Annotated in this window: 14 protein-coding genes; 6 read left to right on the top strand and 8 right to left on the bottom strand. The window is 31.8% G+C overall.

The features are described from left to right. Positions 1-55 precede the first annotated feature (55 nt). Together GQF29_RS16200 and def are read left to right on the top strand one after the other, a co-directional pair. Positions 56-268 carry a hypothetical protein gene (locus GQF29_RS16200; protein WP_008789786.1) on the top strand — a complete coding sequence of 71 codons (213 nt, stop codon included), beginning with the start codon at positions 56-58 and terminating at the stop codon, positions 266-268. 73 nt (positions 269-341) lie between these two features. Then, on the top strand, positions 342-911 hold the full coding sequence (def, locus tag GQF29_RS16195; RefSeq protein WP_054325092.1) for a peptide deformylase: 570 nt from the start codon (positions 342-344) through the stop codon (positions 909-911). 418 nt (positions 912-1,329) lie between these two features. Here the strand turns inward: def and GQF29_RS16190 are convergent, their stop codons facing one another. Further along, the gene (locus tag GQF29_RS16190) at positions 1,330-2,610 is read right to left on the bottom strand and encodes an O-acetylhomoserine aminocarboxypropyltransferase/cysteine synthase family protein (protein WP_160340843.1); all 1,281 of its coding nucleotides are present in this window, start codon (positions 2,608-2,610) and stop codon (positions 1,330-1,332) included. Positions 2,611-2,813: 203 nt separating this feature from the next. Further along, positions 2,814-3,239 carry a hypothetical protein gene (locus tag GQF29_RS16185; protein WP_054325093.1) on the bottom strand — a complete coding sequence of 142 codons (426 nt, stop codon included), beginning with the start codon at positions 3,237-3,239 and terminating at the stop codon, positions 2,814-2,816. A 113-nt stretch (positions 3,240-3,352) separates the two neighbouring features. Here GQF29_RS16185 and GQF29_RS16180 point away from each other — a divergent pair, with 113 nt between their 5' ends. Then, positions 3,353-3,778 carry a spore coat protein CotJB gene (locus GQF29_RS16180; RefSeq protein ID WP_160340842.1) on the top strand — a complete coding sequence of 142 codons (426 nt, stop codon included), beginning with the start codon at positions 3,353-3,355 and terminating at the stop codon, positions 3,776-3,778. A 17-nt stretch (positions 3,779-3,795) separates the two neighbouring features. Continuing rightward, positions 3,796-4,377 (top strand): manganese catalase family protein, encoded by a 582-nt coding sequence (locus GQF29_RS16175; protein ID WP_054325094.1) that lies wholly within the window; start codon positions 3,796-3,798, stop codon positions 4,375-4,377. A gap of 36 nt (positions 4,378-4,413) precedes the next feature. Here the strand turns inward: GQF29_RS16175 and GQF29_RS16170 are convergent, their stop codons facing one another. Genes GQF29_RS16170 through GQF29_RS16155 form a run of 4 tightly spaced genes read right to left on the bottom strand, consistent with a single transcriptional unit; the run spans position 4,414 to position 7,430 of the window. Then, on the bottom strand, positions 4,414-4,890 hold the full coding sequence (locus GQF29_RS16170; protein ID WP_054325095.1) for a hypothetical protein: 477 nt from the start codon (positions 4,888-4,890) through the stop codon (positions 4,414-4,416). After that, the gene (galU, locus tag GQF29_RS16165; RefSeq protein ID WP_054325096.1) at positions 4,890-5,783 is read right to left on the bottom strand and encodes a UTP--glucose-1-phosphate uridylyltransferase GalU; all 894 of its coding nucleotides are present in this window, start codon (positions 5,781-5,783) and stop codon (positions 4,890-4,892) included. Before galU ends, GQF29_RS16170 begins: the two co-directional genes overlap by 1 nt. An 11-nt stretch (positions 5,784-5,794) precedes the next feature. Further along, entirely contained in the window at positions 5,795-6,445 is a 651-nt protein-coding gene (locus GQF29_RS16160; protein ID WP_236916453.1) for a rhomboid family intramembrane serine protease, read from the bottom strand. After that, positions 6,438-7,430: a DNA-processing protein DprA gene (locus tag GQF29_RS16155; protein ID WP_160340841.1), complete on the bottom strand. Its 993-nt coding sequence runs from the start codon at positions 7,428-7,430 to the stop codon at positions 6,438-6,440. The genes GQF29_RS16160 and GQF29_RS16155 overlap by 8 nt, the downstream gene beginning before the upstream one ends. 202 nt (positions 7,431-7,632) lie before the next feature. Here GQF29_RS16155 and GQF29_RS16150 point away from each other — a divergent pair, with 202 nt between their 5' ends. Together GQF29_RS16150 and GQF29_RS16145 are read left to right on the top strand one after the other, a co-directional pair. Beyond that, entirely contained in the window at positions 7,633-8,232 is a 600-nt protein-coding gene (locus GQF29_RS16150; RefSeq protein WP_054325097.1) for a helix-turn-helix domain-containing protein, read from the top strand. Between the two features lie 136 nt (positions 8,233-8,368). Then, positions 8,369-8,650, top strand: a complete 282-nt coding sequence (locus GQF29_RS16145) for a hypothetical protein (protein ID WP_160340840.1) — start codon at positions 8,369-8,371, stop codon at positions 8,648-8,650. Between the two features lie 479 nt (positions 8,651-9,129). Here GQF29_RS16145 and GQF29_RS16140 read toward each other — a convergent pair whose 3' ends face one another. After that, positions 9,130-10,335, bottom strand: a complete 1,206-nt coding sequence (locus tag GQF29_RS16140; RefSeq protein WP_054325098.1) for a phosphatidylinositol-specific phospholipase C domain-containing protein — start codon at positions 10,333-10,335, stop codon at positions 9,130-9,132. A 118-nt stretch (positions 10,336-10,453) separates the two neighbouring features. After that, on the bottom strand, positions 10,454-13,087 hold the full coding sequence (ppdK, locus tag GQF29_RS16135) for a pyruvate, phosphate dikinase (RefSeq protein ID WP_054688669.1): 2,634 nt from the start codon (positions 13,085-13,087) through the stop codon (positions 10,454-10,456). Between the last annotated feature and the right edge of the window lie 149 nt (positions 13,088-13,236).

Here is a 13,236-nt window from a genome sequence, read left to right as displayed (position 1 = left end):
AAACACTAGCAATTTTGTAAAACAGGAATATGTTAAATTGAAAGGAGGGAATTCAATGAACTCTTGTTATAACTATGGAGGTTGCGGATGCAATAGCTATATGCCAACATTTCCTTGTAACCCATTCGGTTGTGGTGGATGTGGATGTCAATCATTCAACAACTGTGGATGTGGCGGATTCGGTGGCGGAAGCGGATGCACTTGGTTTGCTATTGTATTAGTTGTCTTCTTATTACTCATCATCTGTGGATGTACTAAAATCTGTTAATTTAAGAAAAATATGCTAGAATCTAGCATATTTTTTATTTTTGTGATAAAATAATGCAGCGAGGTGAAAGTAAATGTTATTAATGAAAGATATAATTGATGATCATCATCCTTTGATTCGTGAGATTTCACAACCTGTTGAAATGCCTATATGTCAAGAAGATGAACAATTATTGCTAGATATGCATGAATTCTTAGTGAATTCGCAAGATGAAGAAATGTCTGAAAAATATCATCTTCGTCCCGCTGTTGGAATAGCAGCTGTTCAAGTTGGAGTTTTAAAAAGAATGTGTGCCATTCATGTTCTATCATATGATGATGATGGAAATGTTTCAAAAGCAGATGATTATGCATTGGTTAACCCTAAAATAGTTTCTTATACTGAAAAAGGATCATACCTTAAAGATGGCGAAGGCTGCTTAAGTGTCAATGATGATGTTGAAGGATTGGTCCCTAGACATGCCAAAGTCACTGTAAAAGGCTATGATGTCTTAACACATAAAAATGTAACAATTGTCGCTAGAGGATATTTGTCAATTTGTTTACAACATGAATTAGACCATTTTGATGGAAAACTTTTCTATGATCGTATTAACAAAGAAAATCCGAAAGCACCTATTCCTAATGCTATGGTTATTGAATAATATAAAGACTCTTATCTGTTTAAGCAGAGAAAATACACAAGAGTCTTTTTTATTATTTAATTTTTTATCGTGGAAGTAAATACTTAATCACCGCTATCCAAGCATCAATATATTGCACATTCCAAACCCAAATGTTAAGCAGCACAAATTAAAAAGAATTGTATGAGAACTTATTTTTGTCTATAAAACCTCTTTCAACTTTTTCCATTCATCCCACGTATACCCTTCTATCCATTCTTTTGAGATACACTTTCATACTGACATTATAAACTACACACCTTCCTTCTAATAATGGATATTTTTATTTGTTTCGTAGCCTTTATATATACATCTTTTATTAAACCTTATAATAATTTATAACAAAAAAGATGATTTGTATGAAACAAAATCATCTTACTTTATTCATCCTCACGATTTATTAAGCCTCAATTTTATCAAACACTTGTTTCAAATCATCAATCAAATCAATGGGGTTTTCTAATCCAACAGAAATACGAATTGTTCCTTGTTGTACACCACCAGCTAGTCGTTCCTCTTCACTCATTTGTGCATGTGTTGTTGAAGCTGGGTGTGTTAATAAACTTCTTGAATCTGCGAAATTTGTTACATGAGTAAAAAGTTTAATATTATTAATAACTGTCTTTCCACCAGTTAAACCGCCTTTTACGCCAAATGTAAATAATCCACCAAACCCACGTGGGAAATATTTTTGACATAACTCATAAGAATCATGATCTTCAAGTTCAGCATAACTCACCCATTCTACTGCTTTTGATGTCTTTAAAAATTGTGCAATCTTTCTAGAATTCGAAACATGTTTATCCATACGCAATGATAATGTTTCCAAACCCAACAATGTCATATAAGCATTAAACGGTGACATACATCCCCCTAAATCTCTTAATGTTTTTGCAATCATTTTGGTACATAAAGCACCTTCGTTCATATCAGCATAAATAATATCATGATAAGCTTTGTCAGGTGTCGTAAACAATGGATAGCGCTCGTTATGCCAATCAAATTTTCCACTGTCAACAACGATTCCACCCATGACATTTCCATGTCCAGCAATATATTTCGTTGTAGAATAAACAACAATATCAGCTCCATGAAGAATTGGTTGGAAAAGATATGGTGTTGGTGTTGTATTATCTACAACAAACAATACTTGATGTTTTTTACATATTGTACTAATAGCTTCAAAATCAAGCATATCACCATTGGGATTTCCAACAGCTTCTACAAAAATCATCTTTGTCTTTTCATTAATCAATGATTCCATTTGTTCTAAATCTCGAGGATTCACAAAATGAGAATGAAATCCCATTCCTGTCATTGTTCCTGACAAAGAACCAATTGTACCACCATAAAGATTATTTGCTGCAATAATCTCATCTCCCGATTGACAAACAGTCATGATTAAGCCCATGATGGCTGCAGTTCCAGATGAAAATGCAACAGCACCTACTCCACCATCTAAAGCCGCCATTCTTTGTTGTAAAACATCTACTGTTGGATTAGACAAACGTGAATAAAAATATCCCCCTTCTTCTAATGCAAATATATTTTTTGCCTGATCAGCATCATCAAACGTAAAAGCATTTGATAAACATAACGGTACACCAGTTGCTTTAGTCACTGGATCAGGTTTTTGTCCAGCATGAATTTGTAATGTATCAAATTGATAATTTTTGTTCATTTTATTATCCCCCTTTGTTTTAAGTATTTTACCATACCTTTATCACAAAAAAAAGAGCATTAAATTTTTTATTTCTTTTTTAGCAATAAATCTTTTATTTCCTTTAAAAATATACTCAATTATAGATAATTTCAATTAGAAAGGAATTTAAAATGCAAGACTACAAAAAAAAGGAAAGTTATCTTTCCTCTATACTATGCTAATTAATAATAATGATTACAAACATTAACCATGTCTTCTATATAAGTGCGACCATCAGAAATGATATCATCACTTAAAACACATTTTGAAAGTAACCCTTTTTTACAAGAATATGTTTCTCTCATTAAAGGTAAATCTTGTTTTTGACATAATTCAATAATTTGATCCATTTGTTTATTTTTCAAACAGAACAAATTAAACAATGCAACATTTCTAATATATTCTCTAGATAATTTACAAATAAATTCTTCTAATTCTTTATCTTTCAAACAAGGATATTCCTCAAACCCAATTACCAGTAAATCAATTTCTTCATGAAAATTAAAATCAGTCATAGGTTTTGCATAAGTACGTGCATATCTTGCCATGTCTTCAGCAAGTAATTTTGCTTCTTTACAATGAGTTGTATATACGACCTGTACTCTCATATGACCACCCTTTCCATCTCATCTTATTATAATGAGATAATATGAACTGAAAATAAACATTTGTCCTTATCACTAAAAAAAGAATTGAATAGTGTAAAGAGAAGGAGGTTTTTATGAACATTTTTCAAGACAATCAAAATTGTTTTCAACCCTATTTTATGAACAACGCAATACAACAAGAAAAAAATCCTAAACTATTCGATCCACAAGAAGCTATCATGTTAGGTAATTTATTTAAAGATCTATATATGACTTATAATGGATTTTCTAACTACTGTTTACAACCACACAATCGTAGACAACAAGCTTTATTAGAAGTACAAATGTATGGATTTGTTGCTCATGAAATAAACTTGTATCTTGATATGCATCCAAATAACCAACGAATGGTAGAATTGTATACTGAATATGCTAAAAAAGCAAAAGAAGCTACAGCTGCTTATGAAAAAGAATTTGGACCATTGTCTGTACAAGATACACCAAACAAAACCCCATTTGAATGGGTTCAAGGTCCTTGGCCTTGGGAATATCAAAACTAAAAGGAGGAATTTATTGAATGTGGGCTTATAGCAAAAAATTGCAATATCCTGTCTCTATAAAGAACAAAGATTTATCAATGGCAAAATATATTATCACTCAATTCGGTGGTCCAAACGGAGAATTAGGAGCTTCACTACGTTATCTTACACAAAGGTATGCTATGCCAGATGACAAAGGTAAAGCTTTATTAACCGATATTGGCAGCGAGGAACTGGGCCATATGGAAATGGTTTCATCAATGGTGCATCAGCTAACTGCTGGAGCAACAATTGATGAAATAAAGGCTGCTGGATTAGAGGCCAACTACACTGAACATGGTGTTTCACTCTATCCAACTGATGCAAATGGTGTGCCTTTTACAGTTCAATATTTTGCAGTTACTGGCGATCCAGTTGCTGATATAGCAGAAGATCTAGCGGCTGAACAAAAAGCGAGAGCGACTTACGAACATCTTATGGATTTAACTAATGACCCAGATTTATTAGCACCTCTTTCTTTCTTGCGACAACGTGAAATTATCCACTATGCAAGATTTAAAGAGTTATATGATGAATATGTTAAAAAATATTATCAACCTGATTTTAATCAAAACTGCTAAAGAGGATGCATAACATCCTCTTTAATTTATAAATCATTATTGTGATTGCTGATATGCAATAAACAATCCTAATATAGCAATAATTGTTGTAAATAAATTTTCAATAAAAAGACTCTTACAGCCTGCCACAAATAAATCAATCAAATTTAAATGTTGGAGTCCTACTCCTAATTGTTGTAATGGCAAATACATCATTGTCATTTCACCGACTATAAAACAAACAAGAGTTACACACACACTCACAATAGCAATCTGTTGAGAACGCACACCTGCAATTCTTGTCACTGCCATAGCAATAACATATCCACAAATCAAATAAAATATTGACGATGTTATACGTAATGTCGAAATGACAACACCTAAGATGATTCCAACTGCTATTGCTACTACAAGACCACCTAAAATTGTCTTCACCCATTGAGAAGAATCTAGAAATTGGTCATTATTTGATCTAAAGTATTTCTTTGCTTCTTGTTTTTCTTGATATTCCTTAAACTTATCCTGAAACGACATTATTCTTCACCTGCAATTTCTTTAATATATTCAAGCACCTGATTATGCAATTCATCTCTATCTAAAGCAAAATCAATAGTTGCCTTAATAAAACCAAATTTATCACCCACATCATAACGAACGCCTTCAAAGTCATACGCATAGACTGCTTGACGATCCATTAAACGCTTAATTGCATCAGTTAATTGTACTTCTCCTCCAGCACCAGATTCTTGAGTTTCTAGTAACTCAAATATTTCAGGAGTCAATACATATCTACCCAAGACAGCCATTTGGCTTGGTGATTTATCAATTTCTGGTTTTTCAACCATACTAGACAATTTTACAAGCCTTCCCTCATGGCTATGCATTCTATCAAGTTCAACAATTCCATATTTACAAACATCTTCTTTTGCAACTGTTTGTACACCAACAACAGAAGATTTTGTTTGTTCATAAGCATCGATTAATTGCTTTAAAGCGGGCTTACTATTTTTATTGACAACAACATCATCACCTAATAAAACTGCAAATGGTTCTTCACCAATAAAAGTCTTAGCACACAAAATAGCATGTCCCAATCCTTTAGGTTCTTTTTGTCTTATATAATATATATTTGCCAAATCAGCTATATCCCTAATTAGTTTCACTTGTTTATCTTTTCCTGAAGCTTTCAATCTTTCTTCCAATTCATAATTCACATCAAAATGGTTTTCCATTGCATGCTTATTACTATTTGTTATCACAAGGACTTCCTCAATTCCACTTGCTACTGCTTCTTCAATAATGTATTGAATTGTTGGGATATCTACAATTGGCAACATCTCTTTTGCTAAAGCCTTTGTTGCTGGTAAAAACCTTGTTCCTAAACCAGCAGCTGGAATAACTGCTTTTCTCACTTTTTGACTTTTCATAATATTCTCCTTTAATTAATCAAATCACTGTATTTTGATTTTTTCTTATATGTATGAATATGTAATATAATATATGTAGCAATAAATCCTCCAATCATACCAGCAACATGCCCTGATAATGATATAGATGGAACAACAACCGATATGAACAACATCAATAATAGATTAGGAGCCAACTGTCTAAAAACATCCAAAAAGATATCTCGATATTTAAGTGCCAATGCCCCTAATGCCCCAATCAAACCAAAAATCACACCGCTAATACCACCACTGACTGTATTCGCCTCAAAACCATTTATCAAGTACAATAAATAAGGCAACCCCGTTGTTGCAAGAGCACTAATCAATAGAACAATGCAATACTTCTTAGGTTTTAACGATGATTCAATAAACATTCCTATTCCATATAATGAATAACAATTAACTGCAATATGAATAACTCCAAAATGAATAAAATTAGCAGTTATTAAACGATAATATTCATGATTTAATTGAACAAAAACAGGATTATATCCACCAAAAGCCATTCCTTCATAAACATTCATTTCTTCACCATAAAGTAAAAATGAAATGACATAAATAACAACACACAAAGCAATAAGAACAGATGTTACAGGTGCTCTTTTATATTGTTTTAATAATTGTTTTTTCATATTATTCATCTAGAAACTCATAAATAGACATTTGATCTATTAGAATCTCTTCTTCCTCCTCAACAACTTCATTATTTTCAACAATTTGATCTAAAGTTAATAAAGATAGTATATCTTCATAAGTCACTTTAATCGCTCCCATTTCAAGCAATCTAATATTTCCATTATACCTATCATCATCCAATACCAATTGCTTAGTCCAGTGATAATGGAAATTTTGAATAGTGGTAAACCACACACCCCCACTATTGATATGACTTGCTGTAATAAACTGCAGTTCACTTAATCCACACACATAGATATTTCTGTCTAAAGCATTCGTCACATTAAAATAAGCAAATGGATCAACTGCACTCATCAATACAAGTTTACCCTCTCTAATTGGTTTTGCATACGTTTTTTTCTTATCAAACATATGATCACTCACAAAACAAACTGCCTTTCCACCCAATTGTAAATGAACTTTTAATGCATAAGCATCAATACCTTTTAAACCACTAGAAACTAAAGTTCGCTCTTCATCATAGATTTTTGTAACTAAATTCTTAGTAAAAGAATGTAATCTTTTCTCTACATTCTGTGGTCCCACAATAGAAACCATATTATTAGCAAGTGACAAATCACCAACATAATATAAGAATAATGGTGCTCTTTTTTTCAAAGAAGTTGCTAAACAGCTTGGATAATTCTCTTCATATTTTGTTGTTATGTAAATTCCTTCATTTTCTAAATTTGCTAAAGCAAACATTAAATCATTTAATGTTGATAATCTTGAAATCATTTTATATGCTATATATTCATCTATACCTAATATTTGAATCAATGTATCTTTATTCATTCCAAATAATTTAGAAGGCAACTTTTTTGATGAACTTTTCAATTTTTTCTCTACATCATACCATTCATCTTGTGTTAAGGGTGCAGTATTGTCTACAACTAAGTCACCACAAAATAAAAGAACTGCCATACTATCTAAATTTAATTGAATTCGCATTATACCCACCTACACTTTGTTAGATATTATAACATAGTTCTGACATTCAGTCGATATGATATAAATAATATTTCTCTTTCTTCTATAATAACTCAATTGAAAAAGTAAATTCCACTCATATCATATTGAGGATAGAATTTAATCTTTCAAAGGTTTATTATTTTTTGGGATATTCTGTTTATTATCTTGGAGTGAGAATACTATGAAAAATAAACATATGAATCAACATGATAGACTTATCATTGAAAATGGATTAAATAATTGTTTTTCCTTTAAGGCTATCACTTTAAAACTCGGTAAGGATTGTACCACTATTTCTAAAGAACTTCGTACAAATATGGTTCATTGTGATATCTCCTATTATGGTAGAGTTTTTAACAACTGTATCCATAGGTCTTTTTGTATAAAAGAAGATGTTTGTGATACTTGTCATTTATCAAAGCCAAAACGTTGTCATTCATTTGATTTTTGTAGAGATGAGTGTCAGGACTTCGTTGAAGAAATCTGTCCCAGACTTTCTAAGCCTCCTTATGCATGTAATGGATGCGAAGATAAGCAAAAGTCTACTCCTTCTAAACAAATGTATTTTGCTTTACAGGCAAATAAACAATATATGAAAAGATTATCTAAATCTAGATCTAGCTTCATTATTAATGAAGACGTGATTAATCATCTTAATAATCTATTTGTGCCTCTTTGTAAAAATCAGGGCCAATCAGTTCATCATGTCTTTATTAACCATAAGGATGAAATTATGTCTTTGAGAAAACCATATATTCGCTTATTAACAAGTATATATTGAAAATAAGAAAAAAAGATATCGTCCTCGTAGAAAAAAATCAACAACTTACAAGATTGATAAAAACTGTCTAGCAGGATGAAAATATGAAAACTTTCTAACTTTTATAAAAATTCATCCTGACAGAGCTATTGTTCAGATGAATACCGTTGAAGGCAAGAAAGGTGAATCCTGTTTATTGACTCTTCATTTTACAACATCTTCTTTCATGATTGCCTTCAAAAAAGATACTAATAATTCAAAATCTGTTATTCATTTTTTCAATGATATCTATGAAAAACTAGGAAGAGAATTATTTATGAAACTCTTCCCTATTATTCTAACTGATAATGGAACTAAGTTTTCCAATCCCTGTGCAAAAGAATTTGATAAAGAAAGATTAAGAAGAATCCATCCTAAAGGTCACTCATGGAATTCTTAAACACAAAGGGACATCAACTTAATGATGACCCTTATCAATTCCTATGTAAGAGAAACAATAAATAATAAGTCACCACACTTATTATTGAAAACATTATATGGAAAAGAAGTTCTCAATATCTTTAATATAACTTACATAGAAACAGATGATATTAATCTTACACCTAGCTTAATATCAAAATAAAATCAATAATAATCAGAATATCCAATAGCACAAATCAACTTTTTAGATATTTTCAAATATATTTTCACCCAATTAAATTCTACAGTTATCATAACAGTGGAAATTAATTTTTCATTTAACATTCTTCTATAAGATATCTTGTTATATAAACAAATACATAACGAAAACTCATTATATTTCAAAAACTAATAAATAGAAGAATAGTGCAAATCTTAGCCTATAAAACAAGATTTCCATACCATTTTTAATAAAATGTATATATGATTAATTTTGTAATTTTTCAGAAATTGACACTATCATTTAATGAAATTATTATTCTTAATTAGTCTGCTAACAAGACTAACCCAATAATGATCTAAAAGTTGGATCCCATGTTCACATGTTCCCATAAAACTTGAAGATCGATCCATCAGGCTATTTACTGCCCACGCAAGAGCTGATATTTTATATTTCCAATCATATATATTCCATCCTATATAATCCAAAGTTTCTGCTTCAAATGTTTGATTAGCCAAAAACTCATCGATAATTTTCTTTTTATAAGCTGTTTGAGAATCAAACCCACTATATGGAACATTATATTGATTTTGGTAATAAACTGTTATGTCGTAAATAGTAAAATGAGCTGTCTTTTGATTAATTTGCATATCTATAAATGGCAGATAACAAATTCCATTTTTATCTTTTAACCCAACAAAACTAGCACTATTACTACCACCTATAATGAGTATCTTTCCCCTTAAATCCCCAATTGTTGGCATTTTCTCTGTACCACACACTCTTGAATATCTGTGAAGGACTTTTTGAACTTCAATTGCCAAAGAACAATCTGATGTATGATTCTCTTTTTGCAAACTCAAAATGATAAATTCTCTTGGATGTTTATCCAAAAATTTTGAACAACAATTCATAACATCAACTAATGAAACGTGACAACTTATTCTATCGTGCCACATTTCTGGTTGTACACTGTCATGTGTCATTCCAACTCTCAGATCAAGAAAACGAATTCCTTCTTCTAATTGAATATGAATTGGTTGAGTTTGACACTTTGACATATCTTCAATAAGCGCGGAACTATGAATTCCAAACGTACAAGAATCATGCGTTCCAGGAATTGTCATTTTACGAAGTGGAATCTTATCATCTAAAGCACTAATCCATTCAGATAATATAATATCATCCTGTTTATTGGATGAAACATCATCGCTTTTTTCTACTGACTTCATAGAATATTCCCATTTACCTGATAAGGAATCTAAACCCTCTCTACTTTCTAACACAATGTGATTCGATGTTTCTAACATATGATATATCTCCGTACGCCCATCTTGATAATTAATGATTAATTGTTGACCATCCAAACTATAATTCGCACTCTCTTCTTCTGCACTAAAAGTTTTTTGATTTAAAATTTTCATAATATCAAGTTTATGATTAGACTCATTAAAAACCAATCCTTGAATAACCGTTTCCATTCTTCTTTCCAAAGCTAACTTCATTATATTCCCTCCATTTCTTTCAGTTTTAGAATACTCTTATATATTTATTATTGCAATGAAAATCATATAATCATAAAAAAAGACGTATCACATAGGATACATCTTTTTATACCATTTTTTATTCTCCCATTTTTTCTTTAACAGCAGCTTGAGCAGCAGCTAAACGAGCTAATGGTACACGGAATGGAGAACATGAAACATATGATAATCCAAGTCTATGGCAGAATTCTACCGAACTTGCTTCACCACCATGTTCACCACAGATACCTAATTTAATATCTGGACGTGTTTGTCTACCTTTTTCAACAGCAATTTTCATTAATTGTCCAACACCTTCTTGGTCAACTTTTGCAAATGGATCTGCTTCAAAGATTTGTTTAGAATAGTAATCATCCAAGAATTTAGCAGCATCGTCACGGCTAAATCCATAAGTCATTTGAGTTAAATCATTTGTACCAAAACTGAAGAATTCAGCTTCTTCTGCAATTTTATCAGCAGTTAATGCGGCTCTTGGAATTTCAATCATTGTACCAACTTTGTATGGTAAATCAACTCCTGCTTCTTTAATAATACTATCTGCAGTATCAGTAACAACTTTTTTAACATATTGTAATTCCTTAATATCTCCAACAAGTGGAATCATAATTTCAGGAATTACATTTTGACCTTCTTGGTTTGCAGCAATTGCAGCTTCAATAACTGCTCTTGTTTGCATTTCAGCAATTTCAGGATAAGTAACTGCTAAACGACAACCTCTATGACCCATCATTGGATTGAATTCTTTTAATGATTCAACACGTGCTTTTAAAGCATCAAAAGTCATTCCTAAACTTTCAGCTAAAGGTCTAATTTCATCATCAGTATGAGGTAAGAATTCATGTAAAGGTGGATCTAAGAAACGGATTGTAACTGGATAGATTTCCATAGCTTTAAATAATTCTCTAAAATCTGATCTTTGGTAAGGCAAGATTTTTTCTAATGCTTCTTTTCTTGCTTCTACTGTTTCTGCAGTAATCATACGTCTAAAGTTGAAAATTCTTTCTTCTTCAAAGAACATATGTTCAGTTCTACATAAACCGATACCTTCAGCACCAAATTTACGTGCTTGTAATGCATCTCTAGGTGTATCTGCATTTGTTCTGACTTTCAATGTACGAACTTCATCAGCCCATTCCATGAATGTTTCGAAATCACCACTAATTTCTGGTTCAACAGTTTTGATTTGTTCACCATAAACATTACCAGTGCTTCCATCTAATGACATATAATCACCTTCATGATATTTTTTACCATCAGGTGTTGTTAATATTTTTGTCTCTTCATCAATCTTTAATGAACCACATCCACATACACAGCAAGTTCCCATACCTCTTGCAACAACTGCAGCATGTGATGTCATACCACCACGGATTGTTAAGATACCATGAGCAATGTTCATACCTTCAATATCTTCTGGAGATGTCTCAAGACGAACTAACAAGATATCTTGAACACCATTTTTATGAGCTTCGATAACGTCTTCAGCAGTGAAATAAATACGTCCAGTTGCAGCTCCAGGAGATGCAGCTAAACCTGTTGCAACAACATGCGCACAACGTAATGAAACATCATCAAAGTTAGGATGTAACAATTGATCTAATTGTTTAGGTTCAACCTTTAATAAAGCTTCTTCTTTTGTAATCATACCTTCTTGTACTAAATCAACAGCAATTTTTAATGCAGCAGCAGCAGTTCTCTTACCATTACGTGTTTGAAGCATGAACAATTTACCATCTTCAATTGTAAATTCCATATCTTGCATATCTTTATAATGATCTTCAAGAACTTTATTGATTTTTACAAATTCATCATAACAATGAGGCATAACTTCCTTCAAAGTATCAATTGTTTGTGGTGTACGGATACCAGCAACAACATCTTCACCTTGAGCATTCATCAAATACTCACCATATAATTTCTTTTCACCAGTTGCTGGGTTTCTTGTAAACGCAACACCTGTACCAGAAGTTTCACCACGATTACCATAAACCATTTCTTGAACATTAACAGCAGTTCCCCAGCTACCTGGGATATCATTCAAACGTCTATAAGTAATAGCACGGTCATTGTTCCATGATCTAAATACAGCCTTAATTGATTCCATCATTTGTTCTTTTGGATCCTGAGGGAAATCAACACCAGCATGTTTTTTGTATTCAGCTTTGTAAATTTCAACAACTTCCATCAAATCTTCAGCAGTTAATTCTGTATCGAATTCAATATTTTTTTCCTCTTTAACTTTATCAAACATTCTTTCAAATGAGCTTTTTGGGAATCCCATAACAACATCAGCAAACATTTGAATAAAACGACGATAACTATCGTATACAAAACGTGGGTTATTTGTTGCTGTTGCAAACTCTTTTGCAACTTCATCATTTAAACCTAAGTTCAAAACTGTATCCATCATACCAGGCATTGATGCTCTTGCACCTGATCTTACAGAAACAAGAAGCGGATTTGCAGCATCTCCCATTTTCTTACCTGTAATTTTTTCAAGTTCAGCAAGTTTTTCGTAAACTTGTTCTTCGATTTCTTTAGAAATCACTTTTCCGTCTTCATAGTATTTAGTACAAGCTTCCGTAGTGACAGTAAACCCTTGAGGTACTGGTAAACCAATGTTAGTCATTTCAGCTAAGTTAGCACCTTTACCACCAAGTAGGTTTTTCATGTCTTTGTTACCTTCACTAAATAGGTAGACATATTTTTCCATTTCTATTCCTCCTTTATTACTACTTTACCTATTATACACTATGTGAGTGCTTACATTCAACCTTTAATTACCTGAATTTGTGAAAAAAAGAACAGAGTCATTTCGACATCTGTTCTGCTATTTTAAATTATGCTTAATATATCATTGAA

The sequence above is a fragment of the Coprobacillus cateniformis genome (assembly GCF_009767585.1).
Taxonomy (GTDB): domain Bacteria; phylum Bacillota_I; class Bacilli_A; order Erysipelotrichales; family Coprobacillaceae; genus Coprobacillus; species Coprobacillus cateniformis.
Note: the sequence above shows the minus strand (reverse complement) of the source record. Positions and strands in the feature narration are given on the sequence as shown.

Bases quoted from the DNA above. Each gene is read 5' to 3' on its own strand.
- GQF29_RS16180 (WP_160340842.1), top strand. From the start codon at position 3,353: ATGAACATTTTTCAAGACAATCAAAATTGTTTTCAACCCTATTTTATG.
- ppdK (WP_054688669.1), bottom strand. From the start codon at position 13,087: ATGGAAAAATATGTCTACCTATTTAGTGAAGGTAACAAAGACATGAAA.
- GQF29_RS16200 (WP_008789786.1), top strand. From the start codon at position 56: ATGAACTCTTGTTATAACTATGGAGGTTGCGGATGCAATAGCTATATG.
- GQF29_RS16150 (WP_054325097.1), top strand. From the start codon at position 7,633: ATGAAAAATAAACATATGAATCAACATGATAGACTTATCATTGAAAAT.
- galU (WP_054325096.1), bottom strand. From the start codon at position 5,783: ATGAAAAGTCAAAAAGTGAGAAAAGCAGTTATTCCAGCTGCTGGTTTA.
- GQF29_RS16140 (WP_054325098.1), bottom strand. From the start codon at position 10,335: ATGAAGTTAGCTTTGGAAAGAAGAATGGAAACGGTTATTCAAGGATTG.
- GQF29_RS16170 (WP_054325095.1), bottom strand. From the start codon at position 4,890: ATGTCGTTTCAGGATAAGTTTAAGGAATATCAAGAAAAACAAGAAGCA.
- GQF29_RS16175 (WP_054325094.1), top strand. From the start codon at position 3,796: ATGTGGGCTTATAGCAAAAAATTGCAATATCCTGTCTCTATAAAGAAC.
- def (WP_054325092.1), top strand. From the start codon at position 342: ATGTTATTAATGAAAGATATAATTGATGATCATCATCCTTTGATTCGT.
- GQF29_RS16185 (WP_054325093.1), bottom strand. From the start codon at position 3,239: ATGAGAGTACAGGTCGTATATACAACTCATTGTAAAGAAGCAAAATTA.
- GQF29_RS16145 (WP_160340840.1), top strand. From the start codon at position 8,369: ATGAATACCGTTGAAGGCAAGAAAGGTGAATCCTGTTTATTGACTCTT.
- GQF29_RS16190 (WP_160340843.1), bottom strand. From the start codon at position 2,610: ATGAACAAAAATTATCAATTTGATACATTACAAATTCATGCTGGACAA.
- GQF29_RS16160 (WP_236916453.1), bottom strand. From the start codon at position 6,445: ATGAATAATATGAAAAAACAATTATTAAAACAATATAAAAGAGCACCT.
- GQF29_RS16155 (WP_160340841.1), bottom strand. From the start codon at position 7,430: ATGCGAATTCAATTAAATTTAGATAGTATGGCAGTTCTTTTATTTTGT.